Annotated in this window: 24 protein-coding genes; 17 read left to right on the forward strand and 7 right to left on the reverse strand. The window is 60.6% G+C overall.

The genetic code is table 11. The annotated features are described in order from the left end of the window. Nucleotides 1-365: 365 nt before the first annotated feature. Nucleotides 366-1,847: a PQQ-binding-like beta-propeller repeat protein gene (locus tag ACZ5WW_RS19175; RefSeq protein WP_377168962.1), complete on the reverse strand. Its 1,482-nt coding sequence runs from the start codon at nt 1,845-1,847 to the stop codon at nt 366-368. A gap of 50 nt (nt 1,848-1,897) precedes the next feature. Between ACZ5WW_RS19175 and ACZ5WW_RS19180 the strand changes: the two genes are divergently transcribed. The 6 genes from ACZ5WW_RS19180 (at nt 1,898) to ACZ5WW_RS19205 (ending at nt 6,338) form a co-directional block, all read left to right on the forward strand. After that, nucleotides 1,898-2,359, forward strand: a complete 462-nt coding sequence (locus tag ACZ5WW_RS19180; RefSeq protein ID WP_377168964.1) for a hypothetical protein — start codon at nt 1,898-1,900, stop codon at nt 2,357-2,359. A gap of 99 nt (nt 2,360-2,458) precedes the next feature. Continuing rightward, the gene (hemQ, locus tag ACZ5WW_RS19185; protein ID WP_377168966.1) at nt 2,459-3,316 is read left to right on the forward strand and encodes a hydrogen peroxide-dependent heme synthase; all 858 of its coding nucleotides are present in this window, start codon (nt 2,459-2,461) and stop codon (nt 3,314-3,316) included. A gap of 29 nt (nt 3,317-3,345) precedes the next feature. Next, complete coding sequence (locus ACZ5WW_RS19190) at nt 3,346-4,128, forward strand: thiazole synthase (protein ID WP_377168968.1); 783 nt, start codon at nt 3,346-3,348, stop codon at nt 4,126-4,128. 190 nt (nt 4,129-4,318) lie between these two features. Beyond that, nucleotides 4,319-4,588 (forward strand): 30S ribosomal protein S14, encoded by a 270-nt coding sequence (rpsN, locus tag ACZ5WW_RS19195; RefSeq protein ID WP_377168970.1) that lies wholly within the window; start codon nt 4,319-4,321, stop codon nt 4,586-4,588. 74 nt (nt 4,589-4,662) lie between these two features. Next, a complete protein-coding gene (locus tag ACZ5WW_RS19200) occupies nt 4,663-4,914 on the forward strand; it encodes an FmdB family zinc ribbon protein (RefSeq protein ID WP_377168972.1) in 252 nt (83 codons plus the stop codon). A gap of 20 nt (nt 4,915-4,934) precedes the next feature. After that, nucleotides 4,935-6,338, forward strand: a complete 1,404-nt coding sequence (locus ACZ5WW_RS19205; protein WP_377168974.1) for a hemolysin family protein — start codon at nt 4,935-4,937, stop codon at nt 6,336-6,338. Nucleotides 6,339-6,349: 11 nt separating this feature from the next. On the opposite strand, the gene ACZ5WW_RS19210 is transcribed toward ACZ5WW_RS19205, so the two are convergent. The 4 genes from ACZ5WW_RS19210 to ACZ5WW_RS19225 all read right to left on the reverse strand — a co-directional run bounded on the left by ACZ5WW_RS19210 (nt 6,350) and on the right by ACZ5WW_RS19225 (nt 9,515). After that, entirely contained in the window at nt 6,350-7,384 is a 1,035-nt protein-coding gene (locus ACZ5WW_RS19210) for a threonine aldolase family protein (protein WP_377168976.1), read from the reverse strand. Continuing rightward, a complete protein-coding gene (locus ACZ5WW_RS19215) occupies nt 7,381-7,791 on the reverse strand; it encodes a MauE/DoxX family redox-associated membrane protein (protein WP_377168978.1) in 411 nt (136 codons plus the stop codon). Before ACZ5WW_RS19215 ends, ACZ5WW_RS19210 begins: the two co-directional genes overlap by 4 nt. Before the next feature lie 12 nt (nt 7,792-7,803). Continuing rightward, nucleotides 7,804-8,733: an alginate O-acetyltransferase AlgX-related protein gene (locus ACZ5WW_RS19220; RefSeq protein ID WP_377168980.1), complete on the reverse strand. Its 930-nt coding sequence runs from the start codon at nt 8,731-8,733 to the stop codon at nt 7,804-7,806. A gap of 92 nt (nt 8,734-8,825) precedes the next feature. Then, the gene (locus ACZ5WW_RS19225) at nt 8,826-9,515 is read right to left on the reverse strand and encodes a hypothetical protein (protein WP_377168982.1); all 690 of its coding nucleotides are present in this window, start codon (nt 9,513-9,515) and stop codon (nt 8,826-8,828) included. 95 nt (nt 9,516-9,610) lie between these two features. Between ACZ5WW_RS19225 and ACZ5WW_RS19230 the strand changes: the two genes are divergently transcribed. From ACZ5WW_RS19230 to ACZ5WW_RS19250, 5 genes are all read left to right on the forward strand, one after another. Beyond that, nucleotides 9,611-11,032 carry a sulfatase family protein gene (locus tag ACZ5WW_RS19230; protein WP_377168984.1) on the forward strand — a complete coding sequence of 474 codons (1,422 nt, stop codon included), beginning with the start codon at nt 9,611-9,613 and terminating at the stop codon, nt 11,030-11,032. Nucleotides 11,033-11,059: 27 nt separating this feature from the next. Next, nucleotides 11,060-12,514, forward strand: a complete 1,455-nt coding sequence (locus ACZ5WW_RS19235) for a DUF1501 domain-containing protein (RefSeq protein ID WP_377168986.1) — start codon at nt 11,060-11,062, stop codon at nt 12,512-12,514. A gap of 49 nt (nt 12,515-12,563) precedes the next feature. After that, nucleotides 12,564-13,511 carry a TlpA family protein disulfide reductase gene (locus ACZ5WW_RS19240; protein WP_377168988.1) on the forward strand — a complete coding sequence of 316 codons (948 nt, stop codon included), beginning with the start codon at nt 12,564-12,566 and terminating at the stop codon, nt 13,509-13,511. A gap of 115 nt (nt 13,512-13,626) precedes the next feature. Continuing rightward, a complete protein-coding gene (locus ACZ5WW_RS19245) occupies nt 13,627-14,583 on the forward strand; it encodes a TlpA family protein disulfide reductase (RefSeq protein ID WP_377168990.1) in 957 nt (318 codons plus the stop codon). Between the two features lie 4 nt (nt 14,584-14,587). Continuing rightward, nucleotides 14,588-16,438, forward strand: a complete 1,851-nt coding sequence (locus ACZ5WW_RS19250; protein WP_377168992.1) for a CocE/NonD family hydrolase — start codon at nt 14,588-14,590, stop codon at nt 16,436-16,438. Here ACZ5WW_RS19250 and ACZ5WW_RS19255 read toward each other — a convergent pair. Further along, nucleotides 16,435-17,394: a threonine dehydratase gene (locus ACZ5WW_RS19255; RefSeq protein ID WP_377168994.1), complete on the reverse strand. Its 960-nt coding sequence runs from the start codon at nt 17,392-17,394 to the stop codon at nt 16,435-16,437. The two genes, ACZ5WW_RS19250 and ACZ5WW_RS19255, sit on opposite strands and share 4 nt — an antisense overlap. Before the next feature lie 115 nt (nt 17,395-17,509). On the opposite strand from ACZ5WW_RS19255, the gene ACZ5WW_RS19260 reads away from it, so the two are divergent. Next, nucleotides 17,510-18,907, forward strand: a complete 1,398-nt coding sequence (locus ACZ5WW_RS19260) for a Gfo/Idh/MocA family protein (protein ID WP_377168996.1) — start codon at nt 17,510-17,512, stop codon at nt 18,905-18,907. Between the two features lie 4 nt (nt 18,908-18,911). On the opposite strand, the gene ACZ5WW_RS19265 is transcribed toward ACZ5WW_RS19260, so the two are convergent. Further along, nucleotides 18,912-19,799: a helix-turn-helix domain-containing protein gene (locus ACZ5WW_RS19265; RefSeq protein WP_377168998.1), complete on the reverse strand. Its 888-nt coding sequence runs from the start codon at nt 19,797-19,799 to the stop codon at nt 18,912-18,914. Between the two features lie 87 nt (nt 19,800-19,886). Between ACZ5WW_RS19265 and ACZ5WW_RS19270 the strand changes: the two genes are divergently transcribed. From ACZ5WW_RS19270 to ACZ5WW_RS19290, 5 genes are all read left to right on the forward strand, one after another. Beyond that, nucleotides 19,887-21,947 (forward strand): DUF1553 domain-containing protein, encoded by a 2,061-nt coding sequence (locus ACZ5WW_RS19270; protein ID WP_377169000.1) that lies wholly within the window; start codon nt 19,887-19,889, stop codon nt 21,945-21,947. A gap of 5 nt (nt 21,948-21,952) precedes the next feature. Continuing rightward, on the forward strand, nt 21,953-23,362 hold the full coding sequence (locus tag ACZ5WW_RS19275; RefSeq protein WP_377169002.1) for a DUF1501 domain-containing protein: 1,410 nt from the start codon (nt 21,953-21,955) through the stop codon (nt 23,360-23,362). Nucleotides 23,363-23,439: 77 nt separating this feature from the next. Further along, entirely contained in the window at nt 23,440-24,573 is a 1,134-nt protein-coding gene (locus ACZ5WW_RS19280; RefSeq protein WP_377169004.1) for a serine hydrolase domain-containing protein, read from the forward strand. Nucleotides 24,574-24,595: 22 nt separating this feature from the next. Beyond that, on the forward strand, nt 24,596-25,570 hold the full coding sequence (locus tag ACZ5WW_RS19285) for an alpha/beta hydrolase family protein (protein WP_377169006.1): 975 nt from the start codon (nt 24,596-24,598) through the stop codon (nt 25,568-25,570). A gap of 32 nt (nt 25,571-25,602) precedes the next feature. Continuing rightward, nucleotides 25,603-26,559 carry a carboxylesterase family protein gene (locus ACZ5WW_RS19290; RefSeq protein WP_377169008.1) on the forward strand — a complete coding sequence of 319 codons (957 nt, stop codon included), beginning with the start codon at nt 25,603-25,605 and terminating at the stop codon, nt 26,557-26,559. Nucleotides 26,560-26,563 lie beyond the last annotated feature (4 nt).

The raw sequence follows: 26,563 nt of genomic DNA on the forward strand, positions 1-26,563 counted from the left end.
AAGTGACATTTGTAACGAGACTCCAGTCGTCTAGCATTTGACGTGCCATTTCTCAAGATGCGCTGACTGGCACACAACCGGACTCCGATGCAACAGATCGTCTCGATGATTGAGCGAGTATCGTTTGCAGAGTGCTCAGGCAGCAAATGATCCGCATTCACATGCGTATTTCAAATGCCTCATTTGCAGGAATTTAAAGGTGGTGAAAAACGGCAGGCGCATGGTGCTCATATGTTTTCAGCAAGGCTTGCTGAAACAGGGGTGGCGCCAGCCTCTACTTCTTTTGTTAGAGTTCGCTACAGCAGCACGGCAGCTCTCTGCAAGCGGTGCCTGGCTGCTGACTCATGTCCATTTATGGGGATGGTTTACTTCCCTCTCAAATCCAGGGCCATGACCCGTGGGCCTGACTTGTGCAGCAGATCCTGCGACTGCTGGCGCACATAGAGCAGGCCGTGACTGAGCGCGGGCAGGCTCCAGGTGTTGAGTGCATAAAACGGCTGCGCTTGTGCCAGCACTTTGGCCCCGGCCGGACTCAGATCGAGCCAGTGCAGTGAACCGGTTTCTCCGAGGCAAAGGAAGCCCCCATCGGCTTTCAGCAAACTCGCACGCAAGATGCTGAGACGTGTGGGATTGGCACGTCCGGTCAGCTTGCTAAACTCAGCGTCCTCCCATTCAATGTGCTGCTCCCACACCTCTGCACCAGTCTCGGCGTTCACGCAGACGAGGCGCGACTTGGGCTCCGTCTCACCGTCAATCGCATACAGATGACCATCGTGATACACCGGGTTCATCCAGTGGACGCCGAGCTTTTTGGACTGCCAGACTTCTTTGGCCTGAAACTCCGCGTCATACTCCACCATCGCGCCGCCGAGTGGCCTGCCCTTCGGATACGCCGTGGTGATGAAGGCGCGGTTTTGGCCGGGGATGACGACGGGGGATGTCCCGATGGCCTGGATGTAGTCCTCGGAGCGCCAGGGAAATTTGGAGTGGAGCTTGCCGGAGGAGGGATCAATGCACATGAGGCCGCCCGTGGCCGGGTCGCTCTCCCCACCGGCATAGATCAGCACCTTCGTCTGCCCATGCATCTTGGCGGGAATGGGGGATGCATAGCTAGAGCCCCAGATGTCCTCGATGGTCCAAACGACCTTGCCGCTTTGCAAATCGAAGGCGGCCACGCTCACTCCTGCCTCCGCGAGCTTCGCTTTACGGTCACGCATTCCTTCGTTGTCTTCGATGGGGGCTTTTTTGCCGCCGACATTCACGATCACGCGTCCGTCGAGAATCAGCGGCGTGCCTCCCGCGCCGAAGAAATCCTGCGGCACGTTGTATTCTTTGCGCAGGTCAAGCTGCCACAATGGCTTGCCGGTTTTTAAATCAAACGCGTGCAGCTCGGCAGTCACACCAAAGGTCACCACAATGCCGTTGGCAATCACCGGGCTGCCACGCGGGCCATTGCCGAAGCCATAGCGATCCTGGTACGAGATCGGGTAATCTTGGGACCAGAATCGCTTCCCCGTTTCACGGTGAAGGCACTCGATGGTTTCCCTGCCTTCCAGAGCATGGAAGATCACGCAGTAGTCACCGCTGATGGCGGGGGAGTTATAGGCCTCACCCATCTGGACTTCCCACACCTTCTCCGGCCCGCCCCGCCCCCAGGTCTTGAGCAGATGCGTTTCAGGTGAATGGGCATCGTTCGTGGGGCCGAGCACCCGTGGCCAGTCGCTCGTCTTCGCTTCTGCCGCCAGAGGCTTCGGTGACGCATGAAAGGTCAGCCGGTCAAACGCCTCCTGCGCAGAGCAGACGTCCAGGGCGAACAGCAGCAGAAACAGTCTCGACGAATTTTTCATGTCATGCCAAGCTAGCCACAGCTGTGAAGAATGCCACTCTCATGAATCCCATGCGTGAACTTGCCTGGCATGAGCGCCAGTTTGTGGCGCTCGTGGTCGGAGGTGTTCCCGCCGGCATCGCTGGCTTTTTTCTTGGGCTCTGGGGAAACGGTATCGGAGGCCGGGTGCTCGATCTCAGCACGGTTTTACTGAGGGGCGGCTACTGCTCTGTTTTTCCGGTCCTTTTAGCGTGCCTCATGCCGCGTTCCTGGATTCCGCCAGCAATGACCTATTTGATTGGATTTAGCCTGGGATTCCGCAGCTCGGATGGGTTTGCGATGCTTGCTGATATCATCGTGGCACCTGTTCATTGGCTTGAGGGCAGGCACACGATGATGCGGCCTCCTCCTTTGCACCCTGATCTGCCCTGGATTCTAGGGCTGGCGCTCTGGCTGGCTGGGCTGGCGTCCCTTCTGCGCCGCAGCCGCCGATTCGTGGCCATGCTTCGAAGGTTTGAGATTCGCTATGACTAAAGCTGTGGAAGAACCGATAAAGCGCAGCAAAAGCCAATGATAGGCCGTTGAGCGGGGGGAATTCCGGCGTATGGGGGAGGGAACCCCATCCCAACCTGCATGCTCATCCCCACCTCTTTCCCCACGTCCAATGGTCCTGCTGAATCGAAGCCGCTCATCGCCCAGGAGGGCTGGGTGGTGCAGCATTTGTTTTTTACCATCGATCATGGCTACTGGGCGGCGCTGACGCCGGAGGAGCGGCAGGAGCGGCGGGAGAATTTCACGCGCACGATTGAGGCGATCCGCAAGCACCCGGGGACGCAGCTGCTGGCGTTTGCGATGGTGTCTCCAAAGTCGGAGCTGGGCTTTATGCTGGTGACGCCGGACCTGCATGACTCGCAGAAATTTGAAAAGCAGATCAGCCTGGCGCTGGGGCCGGATGTGCTGACGCCGGCGTACAGCTACCTCTCGATGACCGAGTGGACGGAGTACTCGCAGAGCGAGGAAGAGTTTAAAGTTCAGCTGGAGAAGGCGGAGAACCTGACGCCGGGCACTGAGGCCTTTGAGAAGCGGCTGGGCGAGTGGAAGGGCCACATGACGAAATACTTCAACGACCGCCTGTACCCAAACATGCCGGACTGGCAGGTCTTCTGCTTTTACCCGATGAGCAAGCGCCGCAACGTGGGCGCGAACTGGTATGCGAATGAATTTGCGAAGCGTCGTGAGCTGATGGGCGGCCACGCGAAAACTGGACGCAAGTACTCTGGCAAGGTGCGCCAGCTCATCACGGGCTCGACGGGCCTGGACAGCTATGAGTGGGGCGTGACGCTGTTTGCGCACGACATGTTCCAGATCAAGAGCATCGTGTATGAGATGCGCTTTGACGAAGTGACGGCGCAGTACGGGGAGTTTGGCGACTTTTACATCGGCATCCAGACACCGACGGGCGAGCTGTTGCAGCGGGTGATGCTTGCGTGAGGCAGGATTGGGTGCATCTCTGACTTCCTGTGTCCAATCAACCTCTCATCATTGCCAACCGTCAGTTTAACTCCCGTCTCATGCTGGGCACGGGGAAGTTTGCCAGCGGGGAGCTGATGAGAGATGCGATTGTGGCGTCGGAGACGGAGATTGTGACGGTGGCGCTGCGGCGTGCGGATCTTTCTGGCAAGGGGGACCCCTTTGCGAACATCCTCGACTTCATCCCGAAAAACGTGCTGCTGCTGCCGAACACCAGCGGGGCGATGAATGCGGAGGAGGCCGTGCGGCTGGCCAGGCTGGCGGTGGCCGCAGGGCTGCCAAACTGGGTAAAGCTGGAGATCCACCCGGACCCGCGCTACCTGCTGCCAGACCCGATCGAGACGCTGAAAGCAGCTGAAGTGCTTGTGAAAGAAGGGTTTACTGTGCTGCCCTACATCAATGCGGACCCCGTTTTGGCCCGCAGACTGCAGGATGTGGGCACGGCGACGGTGATGCCGCTAGGATCGCCGATTGGTTCACACCAAGGAATTACGACGCGGCGGCAGATCGAGATCATCATCACGCAGGCGACGGTGCCGGTGGTGGTGGACGCCGGAATCGGAGCGCCAAGTCATGCGGCCGAGGCCTTTGAGATGGGTGCAGACGCTGTGCTGGTGAATACAGCGATCGCGGTGGCGTCTGACCCCGTGCGAATGGCTAAAGCATTCAAAATGAGCGTCGAGGCAGGACGCAGTGCCTATGAGATCGGAGTCAGCGAGGGATCGATGGAGGCCTCAGCCACCAGCCCGCTGACGACGTTTCTTTATAAGTGACACTGACGCAGCCTGATTCAGCCTTTCACCAAGTAGGTGAAAGCGAGAACTCCGCAGAAAAGGAGGCAGGCAGCGAGACACATTCCGTAAAAGATGACCATAGTAAGGGGTTTTTAGCGTGAAACAGAGGCAGCGCCAGTGGAAATTTTCTCTTGCGAAAAGAAGGCTTTGAGGCAGACTCCGCGCCCCTATGGCAAAAACATGCTGGCTCGAGCGCGACAAGCGCAAACGTAAAACTGTCGAAAAGTACGCTAAACTCCGTGCTGAACTCAAGGAGAAAGGCGACTACGTCGGCCTCTCCATGCTTCCACGTGACGCAAGTCCGACCCGTCTGATCAACCGCTGCCGCGTTTCCGGCCGTCGTCGTGCGTTCATCCGCCGCTTCCAGATGTCCCGTATGACCTTCCGCGAACTCGCCTCCCAGGGAATGATCCCCGGGGTGACGAAGTCCAGCTGGTAAAAGTCATGTCCGAACTTGCAGCCGGGGCTTTCTCCGGCTGCATGGAGAGGCGGAGCGTTTATATTTTATTGTAGATGCCTACCTACTCCTACATCGCTGAAGACCCGGAAAAAGGATGCCCTGCGTGCCGCAGAGGCTTTGATCTGCGTAGGCCTCTCAGCAGGCCTGCGCTGGAAAACTGCCCGCTGTGCAAGCAGCCGGTCAAAAAACTTATTTCGGGCTTCAACACACCGAAGATCACCAAACCCCTTTCTGTTTCCGACGCGAAAGCCGCCGGCTTCACCATCCTCGAAAAGAGATGTGATGGTAACTACGAGAAGCTGTGAACGTCTGACCGCGCCGCCTCATGACACTCCTGCTCGCCAACGCCTCCGCTGAACTCGTGCGCGAGTGGAGTTTCACCTCTTCGGAGCTTTTCTGGCAGGCCGTGATTGTGCTGCTGATCGTGCTGCTCAACGCCTTTTTTGTGGCGGCGGAGTTTGCGATCGTGAAAGTCCGGGACAGTCAGCTGCAGGCTGCGATTGATGAGGGGACGCGCGGGGCGAAGTTTGCGCAAAATGTGACGCGCAACCTGGATGCGTACCTTTCCGCCGGGCAGCTGGGCATCACGCTGACGAGCATTGCGCTGGGTATTTTTGGCGAGCCGTTTGTGGCCATCGTGGTGCAGCCGATGCTTTTTAAAATCGGCATTGTCAGCGAGACGGTGATCCGCTGGACCTCGATCGGCATCGCGTATGCGATTGTGACCTACCTGCATGTGGTGCTGGGGGAGCAGACGCCGAAGGTGCTGGCGATCCGCAAATCCCTGCCGATGACGCTGCTGATCGCGCGGCCGTTGCATCTGTTTTACGTCGTGCTCAAGCCGGCGATCTGGATACTGAGCGCGAGCACGAACCTTGTGCTGCGGACGATGGGCATCAGCGCTGTCTCCGAGCATGAGATCGCCCATTCTGAAGAAGAGCTGCGGCACATCGTGGCGGAAAGCCAGAAGTCCAAGGAGGTGACGGAGACAGAGAAGGACATTCTGCTCAACGCGCTGGCGCTGAATGACCGCTGCGTGCGTGATGTGATGACGCCGCGCAACCAGGTGGTGTCTCTGGACGCGGACGAGACGTTTGAGGCCAATCTCAAGATCGCGATCGACACCAAGCACACGCGCTACCCGCTGGTGGAGGGTCACCTGGATCACGCGATCGGCATCATTCACATCAAGGATCTGCTCAGCCTGATCGGGCAGCCGCAGCCGGACCTGCGCAAGATCATGCGGACGCTGCACATGGTGCCGGAGATGATGCCGATCGACAAGCTGCTGCGCTTCTTTCTGGACAAGCATGTGCATGTGGCGCTGGCGGTGGATGAGTTTGGCGGAGCGGTGGGCATCGTGACGCTGGACAATGTGCTGGAGGAGATCGTGGGCGACATTCAGGATGAGTTTGACCACGAGGTGAGCGAGTTCCGCCGCATCAATGAAAACGAGTTTACGGTCGAAGGGACATTCAATCTCTATGAGCTGGCGGACCAGACGGGTATTGAACTGGAGAGCGATGAGGTGACGACCATCGGCGGCTATGTGACGCACCTGCTGGGGCATCTGCCGAAGGTGGGAGAGAAGGTGACGATCGAGGACTATGAGGTGACGACGACGAAGGCGGATCTGCGGCGTGTGCTGCAGCTGCATTTCCAGCGGAGCTCTGCCGTGGCGCAGGATCAGGAGAATAAGGCGGACAGCGACGAGCCTGAGGGATTGTAAAACAGGCGAGGTCAGGCGGCCGATGCGGCGTCAGAGACGAAGGCGTCCACGTCTGCTTCGGTGGTGCGCCAGGAGCACATGAGGCGGGAACCGCCGCCGATGAAGCTGTAGAAGACCCAGCCGCGCGCCTTGAGTGCTTCCTTCATTTTTTCAGGCAGTCTGGCGAAGACGGCGTTGGCATCCACGGGGTAGAGAATCTGCACACCGGGGAGGTGGCCGAGGGCGTCTGCGAGGCGCCGTGCTAGGGTGTTGCCGTTTTGAGCGTGCTTGCGCCAGGTGTCGTTTCGCAGGATGCGGAGCCACTGGGCGGAGATGAAGCGCATTTTGGAGCAGAGCTGTCCGGCCTGCTTGCAGCGGTAGGCGAACTCCTGGGAGAGCTCCTTGTTGAAAAAGACGACGGCTTCGGTGACGGCCATGCCGAGCTTGGTGCCGCCGCAGCAGAGGACGTCCACGCCTGCACGCCAGGTGATGTCTGCGGGGGCGCAATTCAGGCCGGTGAGGGCATTGAAGAAGCGAGCGCCGTCCATGTGGATGGAGAGGCCGTGCTGCCGCGCGACAGCGCCGAGGCCTTTGACTTCGCCTGGGCGGTAGACAGTGCCAAGCTCGGTGCTCTGGCTGAGGCTGAGGGCGCGGGGCTTGGGGAAGTGGACGTCGGAGCGACTGGTGGCGAGGCGCTCGACATCGGAGGGGTCGAGTTTTCCCAGGGGGCTGCGGGCGAGGAGGATCTTGGAGCCGTGGCTGAAGAACTCCGGTGCACCGCATTCATCCGTCTCCACATGGGCCTCCTGCGCGGTGATGATGCTGTGGTAGCTCTGGCAGAGAGTGGCGAGGGAGAGCGAATTGGCCGCGGTGCCGTTGAAGACGAAATAGACGTCGCAGTCGGTTTCAAAGAAGCTGCGGAAGGTTTCGCAGGCCTCGCTGGTGATGGTGTCTGCGCCGTAGCTGGGCTGGTAGCCAGAGTTGGCCTCCTCCAGAGCCTGCCAGGCCTCAGGACAGATGCCGGAGGTGTTGTCCGAGGCAAAGTGGTATTTGAGTCCGGTGCTCATGCTTTGGATCTGGGCTTGCCGTGCCATACCAGGACGAGTCCGCTGATGAGCAGCAGGATGTCCCGCAGGATGAGGTCGCGATAGTTGGAGGTGGCGTCTGCGTGGCCGAAGCAGCCGCAGCGGATGTCGATGCCGCGCCACCAGGAGATGCTGATGGCGACGAGGAAGATGAGCAGTGATCCGTTCAAAATCAGCAACCCTCCGGGACGCAGGAGACCGCTCATCACGGACAGTCCGGCGAAAATTTCCAGCCAGGGAAGCCCCATGGCCAGCCAGGCGGCCCAGGGATCTCCGAGAAGGTCGAAGCTGCGGATGTCATCCAGAAAAGACATGGGGTCCGCCACCTTCAAAAGCCCGGCATAGACAAAAACGCCGCCGAAAAAAAAGTGGAGGAGGAGCCTGAGCATGGATGGGCAAACTTACGGCACCAGTTCAGCCATCGGCAACAAAATGATGACAAGCTTCTTGTCATCGTAGCTTTCTCCAGGCTGTGGCATGCCTCTGACATCCAGCGGGCGTCCTAACAATGTGGCGAACTGTGTGGCAAAGCCCGCGTCCGGCGACCTGCCGCCGCCAAAACTGAGCTGAGCATCATCATAGACCCTCATGAGGTCGCCACCGTGGAGAACAACTGGAGACTTGATGCTCTGCGGGAGGCCTTGGATGGAAACCAGATCGGCTTTTTCCACCCCCAGCAAAGTGGATGCATGGAGCGGATCGAGCCTGCGTGCCAGATCGCCTGGGTCGGTGTGTTCGAGAATGCTGGCATTGATGACAGGTGTCTCGGCGCTGCTCAGCCGGGGGAATTTTTCGCGCACATGCTTGTGAACCGCCAGCGCCACAGCCTTCATGGCCTCAGGGGTCCAGTGGCTGTCATGGGCATAAAAAACCGGCTTTTTGTCACGGAAATCCCAGAGGCCGTCGGTCATGTCCAGCACATCGGCTCCTGCGGCTTTCAAGGCGGCCAGGCTGCCAGCCTCGTCCTTCAGGCGGATCACGTCCAGATAGCGGCCGGGGCGTATTTTTTCAGGGTAGAGCGTGGCGCGGTCTGGAATGGTGATGACCAGCAGCTGGGTGTCCTGTGCTTTCAACTGAGCCGCGAGGCGGATCAGTCCGGAATGCACGTCATTGCCCGCACGCTTGGCATGGGCCAGCCGGTCGAGTTCTTGGTGGTCGAAAAGCCAGCCGTCACGGCCGAGAAAGACTGTGCGGTTGCCTTCATTGAGGGCGTGCATCAGCAGCCACTGCACACCGCTACGCACGGTGGCGGCCGCCAGATTGGTCCTGGAAGAGGTAAACCAGGAGGCTGCTTCGAACAGCAGGGGGACGGCCAGCAGAAGAGCAAACACGCGGACGATATTTTGCGCCGCCCGGGGGGTTAGCTCCGGGCTTGGAGGGACTGGCGTACGCTTTGCCGGGTCGATTCGTGGAGGCAGCGGTTTCATGACACAGGGGCGGCATGCGTCCACAGCATTGCCGCAGCAAGGGTGAAAATGAGGATGCAGAGGGTAGCCTTCCAGGGGGCAGGCTCGCGCAGGAAATCACGTGAGTGAGGCAGGGCGACAAGGCTGGCAAGTGCTGCGACGATCGTCAGCACATGAAAGTCTGTGCGCACGCGTGCCTGCTGGAGCACGCTGGAAGCTGTCCGCGCCGGAGGTGAGAAGAGTGCCTTCAGATGCAGCCAGGTGTCGTTGAACGAGGCTGTCAGGAGCAGGGCCGCCAGAACGGTGGCCGCCAGGAGGAGGGCGGTCAGGCGCAGCCATTTTCCCTGGGTGAAGCGCCGCAGCGACAGCGTCTCCTGCACCAGGTCAGACACTGGAAAGCCAAACATGCCGCCGAGCCCGGCGAGTGTGTCGCCAGCGGCGGTGGCAGCGAAATGCAGGCTGAGCAGCAGGCCCAGAAAGCCCATCCAAGCCACACTGGTGCCGAGGCTTTCGGGCCCGCCACGGAAGGTCATGTCTGCCAGATGCCACAGGGGATCGACCAGCAGCACCCATTTTCCGACCCCGAGGCAGAAGCGGGTGACGCCATGTGACATGGCAAGCGTGTCCGGTCGCGGCCGGATGATGTGGCGGGCCGCCAAGGCCAGGGGCAGCAGCACAAACAGCAGATGGTGGAGACTGACGAGCACAGTATGGAAATGGCGGAGAGGAGGACGCGCGTCAATCGTGGAATCTTGGGGGCATTGGTGACAGTTTGAGGTGCCTGGCATCGTTTGCGGCAGCCATGCGCTGCATTTTCGCCTTTCTCCTGCTGATCTCGATTTCCGCCGCTGCCGCGGACAGGCCGAACATCCTCTTCATCCTGGCCGATGACCTGGGCTGGGGAGATCTTGGATGCTATGGCAACCGGATCATCCGCACGCCGAACCTGGACAGGATGGCAAAGCAGGGGACGGTGTACACGCAGTTCTACGTGAACGCCTCGGTGTGCTCGCCGAGCCGCTGCGCCTTTTTTACCGGGCAGTATCCGGCCAGGCATCGCATCCACGGGCACTACGCCACGCCGCAGCAGAACGAGGCACGTGGCATGTCCAACTGGCTGGAGCCGCAGGTGCCGAACGCGGCGCTGCTGCTGAAGACCGCCGGCTACACGACGGCGCATATCGGCAAGTGGCATTTGGGCAATGGCTCTGGCGGGCCGGAGATCGGTCAGTATGGTTTCGACTATGTGGGTACGTCTGAGAAAGAGGGCGCAAACGGGCCTGCAGCTGATCCGTATTTCCGCGCCAAGTCCACGGCCCTGTTTGTAGATGAGGCGCTCAGGTTTATCGGGCAGGCGGGTGACAGGCCGTTCTATCTCCAGCTCTGGACGCTGGTGCCGCATGCGACGCTGAACCCGACGCCTGAGCAGATGAGGGCATATGTGCATCTGAGGGCGGGTGGGAAGGACTTTCCACTGGCGGCTGCGATGGAGGTCTTCGCCGCGAGTGTGACGGACCTGGACACACAGGTCGGCAGGCTGATGGCGGGGCTGGAGAAGATGGGCAAAGACAAGAACACGCTGATTCTTTTTAGCAGCGACAACGGGCCGGAGGACATCCACATCGGCAATGCAGGACACAGCGGTGTGGGAAGCGCGGGGCCTTTTCGCGGGCGCAAGCGCAGCCTGTATGAAGGGGGCATTCGCGTGCCAGGCATCGTGCGCTGGCCGGGCAAGGTGCCTGCAGGGCAGATCAATGATAAAGCTGTGCTGGCCGGTGTGGACTGGCTGCCGACGATCTGCAAAGTGGCGGGGGTGCAAATTCCTGAAGGGCATGCGCTGGACGGGGAGGATGTGAGCGACGTGATGACAGGAGTCGCGCGCCCACGCAGCAAGCCACTGATGTGGGAGTGGCGGTTTAACATCGCGGGCGAGCCCTTTCACCACAGCCCGGAGCTGGCAATCCGTGAAGGGGACTGGAAGCTGCTGGTGAACCCTGACCGGAGCCGCGTGGAGCTGTATGACGTGACGAAGGACCTGACGCAGCTGAACAACGTGGCCGAGCATCATCCTGAGGTGGTGGAAAAGCTGGCCGAGAAGGTGATGGCGTGGGCCAAAACGCTGCCGGAAGGGCCGCATGACCCATCCGCGGGAAAGATGCACTCGGGCATGCCGGGCGATCCGCCTCGCGGGCCGGGAAAGAAGAAAAATGAGCCAGCGAAGTGATTCTGGGAGCGTTTTACTGGTACTGCCATGCACGAATTTGATCCCTCCCTGCCCGAGCACTTGGTGCGCCGCGATTTCCTGAAGAAACTGGCGGCAGCCGGCACTGCTGCGTGGATGACGGGCGAGCCGCGTGCCATCTGGGCGAAGTCTGGCGACAAGGTGACGCACCCGCCAGCAAAGGCGGATGCGTGCATCCTGCTGTGGATGGCGGGTGGCATGGCGGCGCCGGACACGTTTGACCCGAAGGGCTATCTGCCCTTTGAGAAGGGGCTGGAGGTGAAGCGGATGCTGAGCACGTTTCCGGCGATCAACACGAGCGTGGACGGGATCAAAATCTGCCAGGGGCTGGAAAACATCGCGCACGTGATGGACCGGGCGACGCTGATCCGCAGCGCGGTGCAACCGGACCTGGGGAGCATTCTTCATTCGCGGCATCAGTATCACTGGCACACGGGCTATGTGCCGCCGCAGACTGTGGCGTGTCCGCACATCGGTGCGTGGATGGCGAAGGTGCTTGGGCCGCGCAATCCGGTGATGCCTGCCTTCATCAACATCGGCCAGCGCCTGGAAGGCGTGGGCGAAAGCGAGGAGCTGAAGGCCTTTACGACAGCGGGATTTTTTGGCAGCGAGTTTGGGCCGATGAACCTGCCCTTCCCGGAAGAGGCGGCGCAGTCGGTCAAGCCGCCGAAGGGGATGGACGCGAACCGCTTTGCGAACCGGGACCGGCTTTTCCGCAAGCTGGTGGACCAGAGCCCGCAGCGGGAGTTTATGAGCGACTACCAGCAGGAGTCGATGCTGCGCAGCATGGACAACGCGTGCCGCCTGCTGAGCGCGAAGGAAAGGGAGGCCTTTGACATTACGCTGGAGCCGAAGGAGAGCTACGCAAAGTATGACACGGGGCGCTTTGGGCGCGGATGCCTGCTGGCGCGGCGGCTGGTGGAGGCAGGGACGCGGTTTGTGGAGGTGACCACGGAGTATGTGCCGTTTTTCCAGTGGGACACGCACAAGGACGGCCACACGACGGTGGATGCGATGCACAAGGAGATTGACATGCCGATCTCGCAGCTCGTGCGTGACCTGGAGGCGAAGGGGCTGCTGGACCGCACGCTGATTATCATCGCGAGCGAGTTCAGCCGTGATGCGCTGATGGAGGGCAAGCCGGGGTCGAATGCGAACGATCAGACGACCTTCAAGGTGGATACGCTGAGTGAGATGAAGCACTACGGGCTGCACCGCCACTTTACCGGCGGGACGAGCGTGGTGATGTTTGGCGGCGGCGTGAAGAAGGGGCACCTGTATGGAGAGACGGCCGATGAGAGGCCGCTGATTGCCACGAAGAATCCCGTGAGTGTGATGGACCTGCATGCCACGATCATGACGGCGATGGGCATCAGCCCGAAGACGGAATTTGAGATCGAGGGACGGCCTTTCTACGTGACGGAGGATGGAAAAGGAAAGGCGGTGACGGAAATCTTTGCGTAAAAGGATTGGTTGCCTGGATCCAGCCCGTTTAGGCTTCCCTGCATTCTCAATGAACGTCCATCCAATTTTTCGCGCCTGCGCCCTGGCTCTTGCCCTGGGTTTTTCACTCTCCCTTCATGCCGCTGACGGCGATGCTGAATGGCAGAAGGTCAATGAAGCCATCGCAGCGATCAAAGATCCGAAGGACAAGCCGCAGTCGCGTGATGCGGCGATCGCCTTGCTGAAGAATGGGCTGGCCGAATTTGACGCGAGCTATGCGGCGGCTTTGAAAGCCGGACCGAACAACCCCGCCCGCTGGGACGCGGCACTGTTTGCAGCCATGCTGGGACGTGTGCGTGGGATGGCTGGCGTGGCCGGGCCTGAGAAGGAGGCGATCAGTCTGGATGAGATCGTCAAAGCCGAGGATGCGAAACCCGAGACGAAATCGCAGGCCAGCCTGGCGAGTGTGATGATCGCCTCTGACAAAGCTGCGGAAGCGGGAGGCGATGTGGAGGGCTGGATCGCCAAAGCGGAGAAGCATCTGAAGGACTTCCCCGGAGAAAAGATGAACACGATGGTGGAAGACCGGATCAAGGACATGAAGTCCAAGGCCGCGCCGCTGGAGCTGAAGTTCACGGCTTTGGATGGTCGTGCGGTGGATGTGAGCAAGCTGCAGGGCAAGGTGGTGCTGATCGACTTCTGGGCCACATGGTGTGGACCGTGCGTGGAAGAACTGCCGAAGGTGATCAAGCTCTACAAAGAGCTGCACGAAAAAGGCTTTGAGGTGATCGGCGTCTCGCTGGACCAGGACAAGGCGGAGCTGGAAGCCTTCTTGAAGGAGAAAGGCATGGAGTGGCCGCAGTATTTTGACGGCAAAGGCGCGGAGAATGAGCTGTTCATGAAATACAAACTCGAGTCCATCCCGACGGCTTGGCTGCTGAACAAGAAGGGCGTGGTGGCGAGCAAGACTGCCTTTGAAGGGCTTGAGGAGCAGGTAAAGAAGCTGCTGGCTGAGTAGGTGGCGTGAGATGCTGATGCGAAAGATCCACACCGCAGTGCAGCAGGGTGTGATGGAAATCTTTGCGTAAAAAGATTGGTGTGGGGGATTGTGTCCGTTTAGGCTGATCACCTTCATGAAAGCCCACCGTCTTTTCTGCCTCGGAGTCACGACTTTTGTCCTGGCTGTCTCTTCTTCAATGCGTGCTGCCGACGGCGATGCCGAATGGCAGAAGGTCAATCAAATCGTGGAGGGGGTGAAAAATCCGAAGGAGAAGCCCAAGACGCGTGAAGAAGCGATCGCGATGCTCAAGAAGGGGATCACGGAATTTGATGCCGCGTATGCTGCGGCGCTGAAAGCGGGGCCGTCCAATCCGGCGCGCTGGGATGCGGCGCTGTTTGAAGCAATGACGGGGCGCGTGCGCGAGGTGGCCGGAATTCCTGCTCCCAAGCCGGCGATCAGCCTGGATGACATTGTGAAGGCGGCGGATGCCAAAGCGGAAACCAAATCCCAGGCCAGCTTGGTGAGCGTGATGGAATCTGTGGAAGCCGCCGAGGCTCCCGGCGGTGACCTGGCCGGATGGACCGCGAAGGCGGAGAAGCATCTGAAAGATTTCCCGGAGGAGAAGATGAACCAGATGGTGGAGGGCAAGCTGAAGAGCATCAAGGCGAGCGCCGACCTCAAGGCCAAGCCGCTGGAGCTCAAGTTTACCGCTGTGGATGGCCGTGAGGTGGATGTGAGCAAGCTGCAGGGCAAGGTGGTGCTGGTGGACTTCTGGGCCACCTGGTGCGGACCGTGCGTGGCCGAACTGCCGAACGTGATCAAGGCGTACAAGGAGCTGCATGCCAAGGGTTTTGAAATCGTGGGCATCTCGCTGGATCAGGACAAGGCGGAGCTGGAAGGCTTTGTGAAGGAAAAGGGCATGGAGTGGCCGCAGTACTTTGACGGCAAGGGCTGGCAGAATGAGATCGCCAGCAAGTATGGCATTCAATCGATCCCAGCCATGTGGCTGCTGAATAAGAAGGGCATGGTGGTGAGCACGAATGCACGCGGCCAGCTGGAAGAGGCGGTGACGAAGCTGCTGGCGGAGTGATTTTATGAGGCAGCACCGGCTTTCGCTCACGGTTCTTTGCGCCGTCTCCTGGCTGCATGTGCAGGCGCAGGAGGCGGGCGTGAAGGTGGAGAAAAACGTCATGGTGCCGATGCACGATGGCGTGAAGCTGGCCACGGATGTGTATCTGCCGGCGGGCAGCAGTGAGAAGCTGCCGGTGGTGCTGACGCGCACGCCGTACAACAAGGACGGAGCGAAGAGCTATGGCGAGTACTTTGCCAGGCATGGGTATGTGTTTGTGGCGCAGGACACGCGCGGGCGCTACGCCAGCGAGGGCGTGTGGCACTGGATGACGGATGATGGCGTTGATGGAACGGACTGCGCCGCGTGGATAGCCGCGCAGCCGTGGGCGAACGGGAAGATCGGGATGGTGGGCACCTCGTATGTGGGCGGCACGCAGCACGCGATGGCGCTGGCGAAGGTGCCGGAGCTGACGACGGTGATCCCGGTGGATGCGGTGTCGAACATGGGACGGCAGAGCATGCGGAATGCGGGGGCGTTTGAGATGCGCTTCTGGAACTGGATCATGCTGAACGCCGGGAAGGGCAGCAATGCGGCGCTGAATCCGGCCACGCAGGTGGAGCTGAAGGAGATGGCGGACCACCGGTGGGACTACCTGTCCCTGCTGCCGCTGCGGCCGGGTTGCACGCCGCTGAAGCTGGCGCCGGAGTATGAGGACTGGCTGATCCAGGCGATGCGGCATGGCAAGGACGATGACTTCTGGGCGCAGAACAACATCCTGGCTGATCCGAAGCGATACAAGGACATGCCGGTGTATCTGGTGGGCGGCTGGTATGACTCGTGGGCGGGGAACACCTCGGCGAATTTTCAGGCGCTAAGCAAGGCGCTCAAAAGTGATGTGTACCTGATCATGGGACCGTGGATTCACGGGATGCAGAACAAGTCGGCGCACGGGCAGGTGGAGTTTGGCGCGGAGGCGGCCATCGCTGACCAGCTGGCGTGGCGCAAGGAGTGGTTTGACCACTGGATGAAGGGGCTGGACAACAGCGTGGGCAAGGCGGCTCCCTTTGCGAAGAAGGTGCGTCTTTTTGTGATGGGCACGGGTGATGGCAGCAAGACGAAGGATGGGCTGCTGAATCATGGCGGGCAGTGGCGCGATGAGAATGAGTGGCCGCTGGCGCGGGCGAAGGCGACGCCGTTTTATCTGCATCCGGAAGGGTTGCTGAGTGATGCAAAGCCGAAGGTGGAGGCGGCGGCGCAGAGCTATGCGTTTGATCCGAAGAATCCGGTGCCGACGCTCGGAGGCAACATCTCCTCGGGAGATGGCATCATGCAGCAGGGGGCGTGGGATCAACGTGGCAGTGACAAGTTCTGGAACTGGACGAAGCCCATTCCGCTCTCGGCGCGCAGTGATGTGCTGGTGTTTCAAACAGCACCGCTGGCGGAAGACACGGAAGTGACGGGTGAGATGGAGGTGAAGCTGTGGATTTCGTCGTCCGCCGTGGACACCGATTTCACGGCCAAGCTGGTGGATGTGTATCCGCCGAGCGCGGACTGGCCGCATGGCTTTGACCTGAACCTGACAGACGGGATCATGCGGGCGCGGTTTCGGGATTCGCTGAAGGAGGAGAAGCTGATGCAGCCGGGGAAGGTGTATCCTATCACGATCAAGCTCTATCCCACGAGCAATGTCTTCAAGAAGGGGCACCGGATTCGTGTGGACATCAGCAGCAGCAATTTCCCGCGTTTTGATGTGAACCCGAACACGGGGGAGCCGCTGCAGCAGCACCGGAGGACGGTGACCGCTACGAATACGGTGCATCATGACCGTGAGCATCCATCGCAGATTGTGCTGCCGGTGGTGGAGCGTCCTTAGCTGAGTGCTTCGCGGAGGATGTGCATGCTGGCGTTTGCGCCGGAGAGGATGCAGGCGACGCGTTTGCCCTGCCATGCGGTGGAGTGGTTTTTGAGGGCGGCGTAGGCGAGGGCACCGGAGCCTTCGGCGATGTTGTGGGTGGACTGGATGATCTCGCGCATGGCGGCGAGAGCCTCCTCGTCGGTGACGGTGAGGATGTCGTGCGCGTGCTGGAGGATGTGTCGCAGGGCGTCCTGGTTGGGGGTCTTGCAGGCGACGCCTTCGGCGACGCGGGTCTGGCTGGACTGCTCGACGAACTGACGCTGCTGGAAGGAGAGGGCGTAGGCGGGTGCGTGTGCGGAGACCACGCCGATGATTTTGGTTTTAAGGCCCAGTGCCTCGCGCGCTGATGCAATGCCGCAGAAGCCGGAGCCGAGGCCGATGGGGACGAAGATGGCATCGAGATCCGCGACGGAGTGAAAGAGCTCCAGGGCATAGGTGGCGACGCCGCGCACTAGCCAGGAGTGGAAGGAGGGAACGGCGTGCAGCTCCTCCCTGGCGGCGAGCTCGCGGGAGTATTCGAGTGCTTCCTGAAATTCGCGGCCGTGCTCGACCAGCTCGGCACCGAGAGAGCGCATGGCGGCGTTTTTTTCCGGGTTGTTGCCATGCGGAACGACGATGACGGCGCGCAGGCCATTGCGCCTGGCGGCGTAGGCGATGGACTGGCCGTGATTGCCGGTGGAGGCGGCGATGACTCCCGGGACGTCGGGCTGGTGGCGCTTGAGCTCGTCCATGTAAACGAGACCGCCACGGATTTTGAAAGCGCCGACGGGCGTGTGGTTTTCGTGCTTGAGCCAGAGTTCGCAGCCGAGTCCTGACTCCAGCAGCGGCCAGCGGTAGGTGGGGGTCTCGCGGATGTGCGGGCGGATGAGGGCCTTGGCAGATTCGATTTCGCTGAGGGTCGGCAGGGGCTGCATCTTGCATGGCTAGGCATGAAGTTCGCAAAGGCAAGCCCGGTGCGGACGTATGAGATGCACTATGAACGCGCCCATCACTTCTCGTCGTCGGTTTCTTCAGACTTCTCTTGCCGGAATGGCATCCATGCCCGCGTGGGCGGCACCGCTAGGGGCGAATGGCGATGTGCGTGTGGCGGTGATCGGTTTCCGCGGACGCGGACGCGGGCACATCAAGGAGCTGATGAAGGTGCCAGGAGTGCGTCTGGTGGCATTGTGTGATGTGGACCAGGAGGTGATCGACAAGCAGGTGGCGGAGCTGTCCAAGCTGAATGTCACGGTGAAGACTTATCGTGATTTTCGTGAGTGCTGCGCGGACAAGGAAATCGATGCGGTGACGATTGCCACGCCGAACCACAGCCATGTGCTGATCGCGCTGACGGCCCTGCAGCATGGCAAGCATGTGTATGTGGAGAAGCCTGTGTGCCACAATCTGGTGGAGGGGCGCAAGCTGATGGCGGCGGCCACGAAGGCGGCGGCGAAGGGGATCATCGTGCAGCATGGGATGCAGCGGCGGTCGGATCTGGGATGGGCTGCGGCGATGGCGTGGGTGAACGAGGGGCACATCGGGAAAAAGAAGCTGTCTCATGCGCTGGTGCACGGGATGCGGCTGAGCATCGACAAAGTGGATGCCGCGCAGCAGCCGCCAGCCACGGTGGACTACAATCTGTGGTCTGCGCCGCGTCCGGTGCTGCCGATCATGAGGAAGCAGTTTCACTACGACTGGCACTGGCAGTGGCCGTATGGGAATGGTGACATCGGGAACCAGGGCCCGCACCAGTACGATGTGGCGCGCTGGGCGCTGAATGATCCTGCGGTGCTGCCGCAGCGTGTGATGAGCCTGGGCCACCGCTGGGGGTATGTGGACGACGGGCAGACGGCGAACTGCCAGCTGGCCTTTCACCCGTATGAGCCGGTGCCGCTGCTGATGGACATGTTTGGCCTGCCGATGAAGAACATGGACAAGAAAAGCGGCGAACCGCCCTACAAGGGCATCCGCACGGGGAACATCATCCACTGTGAAGGCGGCTATGTGGCGGAGTCCAAGGCCTACGACAACGAGGGCAAGACGATCACGAAGTTTGAGAACTTCCTGACGGGGCCTGATCACATGAAGAACTTCATCGATTCCGTGCGTGCCGGGAAATACACGAAGGATGTGCTGCACATCCGGCATGGGCAGCAGGCGGCGGCGCTCTCGCATCTGGCGAATACGTCGTATCGCCTGGGCAAGGCGATGAAGAACGAGGAGATCAAAGAGCGACTGCAGGGAGACAAGATGGGACAGACGATGTTTGAGGGCATGCTGGCCACGCTGGCGGCGAACCAGATCAACACCGAGGTGGATCAGGTCATTGTGGGGCCGTGGCTGGACTTTGATCCGGTGAACGAGGTATTCACCGGTGAGTTTGCCGCCGAGGCGAACAAGCTGGCGCAGGAAGTGTATGCCGCCGGGTTTGAGCTGCCGGAGGTGTAGTGGCTCAGCGCTGCCGGTGCTGACGGCGGAAGTCTTTGGGGGACATGCCGACGACTTGTTTGAAGCGGCGGGAGAAATGGAAGGCATCGTGGAAGCCGAGGTCGTCGGCGATGCGGGCGAGGGTGTGGCTGCTTTCGAGAAGGCGGGAGCAGGCGCGCAGCACAATGGCGTCGGCGCGGAATTCGCCGGGGCTTTTGCCGGTCATGTGCAGGAAGCGTTTGCGGAAGGCGCTGTAGGACATGCCGAGGTCTGCCGCGATCTGCTCCAGCGAGGGGGCGCCGAGCCTGCCACGCGCGAGCATGTGCTCAGCGGTCTCGCGCCATTGCATGGTTTCCGTGGTCTGGTGCCGTGCGTCATCCTGCTGAAGCGCATCTGCGAGCCACTGCTGAAAGTGGCAGAGGCGGGAGAGAGGTGTCTGAGCCGGTGCATCGGGCGGCGGCTGGAGGATGCGGCGGAGTCGGTCAGTCCAGTAAGGAAGGGGGCTGAGCTCCAGCACACGGCTGCGCTCGCCGGGGAAACCAGCAGACTGCCAGGCGTCGAACACGCTGCCATTGAACCAGAGGAAGAGCTCGCTCCAGCGCACGCCATGCTGGGGGCCGTAGCTTTGATTGATGCCGGGTTTTGACCACACGAGCGTGCCGGGCTGCAACACGCAGCGCACTCCGGTGTCGTCCATGTAGTCTGCAGTGCCTTCCAGCGTGAGAACGAGAAGGTAATTGGGGGTGGGACGCAGGTAGTGCGGCGGTGGTGCGTGGGCGTAGGTGGCCTGGCTGTTCCACTTGGTGCCAGCGTAAACGATCTGCCCCAGATCGCAGTGCACAGGGCGTGTGGCGTTCACATTCCAAGGGCCTGGAATGTTGAAATAGAGGTTGGGGTCGTGCTCTGAGGCCATGCCAAAATATGCATGAATTAGGCCAGACATTCAATTTAGAGAGGTGTGGAATGGCCGTATTGATGTGACAGATGATCTATGCCAGCCATGCAAACGTCTAACCCATACTCCAGCAGCTTCCGGCCATCTGCGCCGCGCGCAGGGCTGCATGGGTGTGTCTGGATGCTGGTGACAGGGCTGCCGCTGATGGCGGTGGATTATGTGAAGGACATCAAGCCGTTGCTGAAAGAGCGCTGTGTGTCGTGCCATGGGACGGTGAAGCAGAAAGGCGACCTGCGGCTGGATGCGGGGGCTTTGATCCCGAAGGAGGCGCATGAATCTTTGCTGGAGCGGATTGTCTCGAATGATGAGGACGAGCAGATGCCGCCTGAGGGCAAGCGACTGAGTGCGGAGCAGATCGAGCTGATGAAGCAATGGATCGCAGCGGGGGCACCGTTTCCGAAGAACGAGATGATTCCGAAAAAGCCTTCGGAGCACTGGGCATTCCAGCCGGTGAGGCGTGTGGCGGTGCCGGAGTCGGCGCACAAGAATCCGATTGATGCGTTTGTGTTTGGCAAGGCAGAGGCTGTGCGGCAGGCGAGTCCGCAGGCGCTGCTACGGCGGGTGCATCTGGATCTGACGGGGCTGCCACCCACGGTGGAGGAGCAGGTGCGATTTGCCCAATCTGGTGATCTGAGCGCGGTGGTGGATGATCTGTTGAAACGCCCTGATTACGGCGAGCGCTGGGCGAGGCACTGGCTGGATGTGGTGCGCTATGCAGACAGCAACGGCTATGAGCGTGATGCGGAGAAGCCCTTTGTGTGGCGCTACCGAGACTACGTCATTGAGGCGCTCAATGAGGACAAGCCGTACAACCGCTTTGTGATGGAGCAGCTGGCAGGCGATGAGCTGGCGGAGAGGTCTGTAAAATCAGTTATTGCCACCGGGTTTCTGAGGCTGGGACATTGGGATGATGAGCCTGCTGATCCTGCGGCGGACCGGTATGACCAGCTGGATGACATCGTGAGCACCACGGGGCAGGCGTTTCTGGGGCTGACGATCGGCTGTGCCCGCTGCCATGATCACAAGTTTGAGCCGCTGGCCACGCGTGACTATTACAGCCTGGTGGCGGTGTTTAATCCGCTGCAACGTCCTGCCAATGGACGCAAGGAGCTGACGGTGGCTGTGGATGGCACGGAGGTGTATGCGTGGAAGGAACCGTCTGCGAAAGCGCCGGAGACGCATGTGCTGGTGCGTGGATCGCCGACTCGGTTTGGCGATCTGGTGGGACCTGCGGTGCCTGCCATCTTGGTGAAGGAGCAGCCGCCGTTTCCAACGGCAAATGACAAGACCACGCAGCGGCGTCTGGGGCTGGCGCGATGGATGGCGAGCGAGCAAAATCCGCTGACGGCGCGGGTGATGGTGAACCGTGTGTGGCAGCAGCATTTTGGCCAGGGGCTGGTGAGCACGGCGAATGACTTTGGGCTGATGGGCGCAGCGCCTGAAAATCCGGAACTGCTGGACTGGCTGGCGCATTGGTTCATGCACGATGCGGGGTGGTCGCTGAAGAAGCTGCATCGTCTGATCCTGGCCAGCAAGGCGTGGCAGATGGGAAGGTCATCGGAGGCGCTGATGAAGTATCGACGGCTGGAGGTGGAGGCTATTCGAGACTCGATGCTGGCGGTGAGTGGCAGGCTGAACCCGAAACGATTTGGACCCGCGATGAAGCCCGGCATTCCGCTGGCGGCGCTGGAAGCGAATACGGACAAGGACAAGGTTTGGAAAGCCTCGGATGAGGGCGAGGCGTCGAGGCGAAGCATCTATGCCTTTATCAAGCGCGGGCTCGTGGTGCCGATGTTTGAGACGCTGGATCTTGCCGACACCGTGAGCAGCTGCCCGCAGCGGCAGGTGACGACGGTGGCACCGCAGGCGCTGAGCTTGTTCAACGGTGAGTTTGTGAACGAGCAGGCGCGGCACTTTGCGGCACGCCTCAGGCGAGAGGCGGGAGATGATGCGGAGAGGCAGATCGCGCTGGCGTGGAAGCTGGCGCTGTGCCGGGAGCCCAAGGGCGATGAGCTGGCGAAGATGCTTGTGTTTCTGCAGGAGCAGCCGCTGGAGCAAGCGTGCCGTGTGATTTTGAACCTGAACGAGTTTGTTTATCCTGAGTGATGATCATGAGCCGACCTCTCACACGACGTGAATACCTGATGCGTGCCACCGGCGGCTTTACCGGGCTGGCGCTGGCGGATCTGCTGGCGGCGGATGCGATGGCTGCATCGCCGCTGGCTGAGAAGAGGCCGCATTTTGTGGCGAAGGCGAAGCATTGTGTGTTTCTCTTTATGAACGGCGGGCCGAGTCAGGTGGACACGTTTGATCCCAAGCCGGCGCTGAAGAAGTACAATGGCATGCCCTATACGGGGGATGCGAAGGTGGGATCGAACGGACGTGCGGTGGGGCATCTGATGCAGTCGCCGTTTGAGTTTAAGAAGCATGGGCGGAGCGGGCTGGAGATCAGCAGCCTGTTTCCCCATGTGGCGATGCATGCGGATGACCTGTGCGTGATTCGCTCGATGCATGCCGATACGGCGGCACATGCCTCGGGCTGCCTGCAGATGAACACAGGCAGCATCTTCATCGGCAAGCCGAGCCTGGGCTCGTGGCTGAACTACGGGCTGGGTTCGGCGAATCAAGACCTGCCGGGATTTGTCGTGATGACGGACCCGCGTGGCGGACCGATCGGCAGTGCCTCGAACTGGACAGCGGGCTACATGCCTGCGGCATATCAGGGCACGCTGTTTCGCAGCGGGGGCTCGCCGTTGCTGGATCTGGCCACGCCGGAGGGGACGAGCGAGCGCACGCAGCGGCGCAGCCTGGACCTGCTGAAATCCTTGAACGAAGAGCACCTGCTGCGGCACCCTGAGGAGACGGAGCTGATGGCGCGCATTGAATCCTATGAGCTGGCCTACCGCATGCAGACGGAGGCGATGAGCGTTGTGGATCTGGACAACGAAGACGCAGCCACGCGCGAGATGTATGGACTGAACAACCCACGCACGGCGGAATTTGGCCGCAAGTGCCTGATCACACGCAAGCTGATCGAGAAAGGGGTGCGCTTTATCCAGCTGTACTCTGGTGGCGGGCATATCGAGGACACGTGGGACGGGCACAATGACTGCATCACGAACCACACGCTGCATGCGGGGGAGACGGACCAGCCGATAGCCGCGCTAATCGCCGATCTGAAACGCACGGGACTGTGGGAGGAGACGCTGCTGGTGTGGGGCGGGGAGTTTGGCCGCACGCCGACGAGCGAGGGCGTGGGCAAGCCGGGACGTGACCATGACTGGCATGGCTTTTCCATGTGGCTGGCGGGAGCTGGCGTGAAAGGCGGGCAGGCCATAGGTGCGACGGATGAGCTGGGCTTCAAGGCTGTGGAGGACCGCTGCCATGTGAGCGACTTGCATGCGACGATTCTGCATCTGATGGGGATTGATCACTCGCGGCTGAGCTATCTGCACCAGGGGCTGGCGCAGCGGTTGACGGGGGTGGAGGATCGGAAGGTGATTGAGAAGGTGCTGGCGTGAGCCTAGGGGCACCGATTGGAGGTTGTGTTTTGTTTGATGGAACGGCGTGAGCGGAGCGTTTGGAATGGTCCGTGATCATGAAACATATCACTTCATTTCTTTTCATTGCCCTTGTCAGTCTCCGTGCTGAAGCGCCCAAGCCGATTGCCTCGGTTTTGCAGCCGTATGTGGAGGACAAGGTGCTTGCGGGAGCGGTGACGATGGTGGCAGACAAGGACAAAGTGCTGGATGTGACGACGGTGGGTTGGGCGGACATCGCGGCGAAGAAGCCGATGGCTAAGAACGCGATTTTCTGGATCGCGTCGATGAGCAAGCCGATCACGACGACAGCCTTCATGATGCTGGTGGACGAGGGGAAGGTGTCTCTGGATGATCCGGTGGAGAAATACCTGCCGGAATTCAAAGGGCAGATGGTGATAGCGGAAAAGGATGCGGAGCATGTGGTGCTGAAGAAGCCGAAGCACCCGATCACGGTGCGCAATGTGCTGAGCCATACGAGCGGGCTGGCCTTTAAATCGGCAGTGGAGAGCCCGACGCTGGACATGCTGCCGCTGCGGGTGGCGGTGCTGAGCTATGCGGCGGCACCGCTGCAGTTTGAGCCGGACACGAAATACCAGTATGCGAATGCGGGCATCAACACTGCAGCGCGGATCATCGAAGTGGTGTCTGGCATGAGCTATGAGGACTTCATGCAGCAGCGGCTCTTTGCGCCGCTCGGGATGGTGGACACGACCTTCTGGCCGAGCGAGGAGCAGGAGAAGCGCATCGCGACTTCCTACAAGGCGAATGAGAGCAAGACGGATCTGGAGGCCACGACGGTGGGGCAGCTGTACTACCCGCTGCATGAGCGCATCCGCCAGCCGATGCCCGCAGGGGGACTCTTCAGCACGGCGGCGGATGTGGTGAAGTTTTGCCAGATGCTGCTCAATGGCGGCCAGCTGAACGGGAAGCGCTATATTTCAGAGGCGGCGCTGAAACAGTTGCAGACGAAGCAGACCGGCGAGGGGTTGAACGCCTACAGCCTGGGCTTCTCGCTTAATGGCAGCTCGTTTGGTCACGGGGGGGCTTATTCCACCAATATGTCCATCGATCTGGCCAAGGGCATCGTGACCGTCTTTATGGTGCAGAATGCCGGCTGGAGAACAGACGAGGGGAAGAAGATTCTGCCGGCGTTCCAGAAGGCTGCTGCGGACCATTTTGCCAAACCCTGATCCTTTCAATCCACCACCAACCATGAAATCATCTGCCATTCTGACACTGATCCTTGCTGCGTCTTTGAACGCACAGACACCTGCCCCAGCGACGAAACCTGCTGCTGCGCCTGCTGCGAAGCCTGCCGCGCCGAAGAGGGCGCCCACGCTCGCGAATGTGCCCTATGGTACGCATGAGCGGCAGGTGCTCGATTTTTACAAAGCCGATTCCGCGAAACCGGCACCGCTGCTTTTCTTCATCCACGGCGGCGGCTGGGTGGCGGGGGACAAATCGGGCGTGGGCGAGCTGGAGGCCTGCCTGAAGGCGGGCATTTCCGTGGTGTCCATCAACTACCGCTACTCCTGGCAGGCGCAGCTTGCTGGCGTGATGCCGCCGGTGCAGTGGCCGCTGGAGGATGCGGCGCGTGCGCTGCAGTTTGTGCGCAGCAAGGCGGCGGAGTGGAACATCGACAAGCAGCGAATCGGCGCCAGCGGCGGCTCCGCCGGGGCCTGCAGCAGTCTTTACCTGGCCTTCCATGACGATATGGCCGATCCGAAGAGCCGTGATCCCATCGCGCGTGAGTCCACGCGCCTGTGGTGTGCGGCGGTGAGCGGCGCGCAGACCTCGCTGGACCCGAAGCAGCTCAAGGAGTGGACGCCGAACAGCCGCTACGGCGGTCATGCTTTTGGCTTCATGGACCCGAACGAGCGCAAGACACGCGACACGCGGTTTGCGGAGTTTTTGGAGAAGCGTGAGTCGGTGCTGAAGTGGATCAAGATGTACTCGCCGTATGAATGGGTGAGCAAGGATGATCCGCCTGTTTACCTCTACTACAGCAGCACTCCGGCTATCGGGCAGGAGCAGAAGGACCCGACGCATACCTCGAACTACGGCGTGAAGCTGCAGGAGCACTGCCGTGAGATCGGCGACGAATGCGAGCTGGTTTATCCAGGTGCGCCGGACGTGAAGCACAAGAGCATTGCGGAGTTTTTGATTGAGACGCTGAAGAAACCCTGAACGACGAGCGATAAGATTCACTCAACTTTACCATGAAACTCGCTCTCTCCCTCCTCCTGCTCGTTTCCATTGCCTCTGCCGCCGATGCTCCGGCGAAGAAGGCTGAGGCTCCTGTCAAAAAAGCACCGGCCAAGAAGGTCTATCCGAAGAATCCGCTGCCGACGGTGGCGGATTTTAAGTATGGGCCTGCTGAACGAAATGTGCTGGATTTCTGGCAGGCCAAGTCTGACAAGCCGACACCGGTGCTTTTCTTCATCCATGGCGGTGGCTGGCAGGGCGGAGACAAGAAGGGGATCGCGGTGGAGCCCTTCTTGAAGGAAGGCATCTCGGTGGTGTCGATCAACTACCGCTACATTTCGCAGGCGCAGGATGTGGTGCCGCCGGTGAAGGCCCCGCTGACGGATGCGGCGCTGGCGCTGCAAACGGTGCGCAGCAAGGCGGCGGAGTGGAACATCGACAAGACACGCATCGCGGCGAGCGGCGGCTCGGCTGGTGCGTGCAGCAGCCTGTGGCTGGCCTACCATGACGACATGGCGGATCCGAAGAGCAGCGATCCGATCAAGCGCGAGTCCACCCGCCTGCTGACGGCAGCGGTGAATGGTCCGCAGACGACGCTGGACCCGAAGCAGATGCGTGAATGGACGCCGAACAGCCGCTATGGCGGCCATGCCTTCAGCAAGGCGGGCGAGTTTAAAAACTTCGACGACTTTGTGGCTGCACGCGAGCGCATCCTTCCGTGGATCAATGAGTACTCGCCTTATGCGCTGGTGAGCTCGGATGATCCAGGCGTGTATTGCAGCTTTGGTGCGCCTCCCGCCATCGGCAAGGATGAGAAGGACCCCACACACACGGCCAACTTTGGCGTGAAGCTGCAGGAACACTGCAAGGAAAAGGGCGTGGGCTGCGAGGTGGTGTATCCAGGTGCTGCCGATGTGAAGTATAAAACGACCACAGAATACCTGATCGCCAAGCTCAAGGGAGCGAAGTGACAAG

It is taken from the genome of Prosthecobacter fluviatilis, from assembly GCF_055388355.1.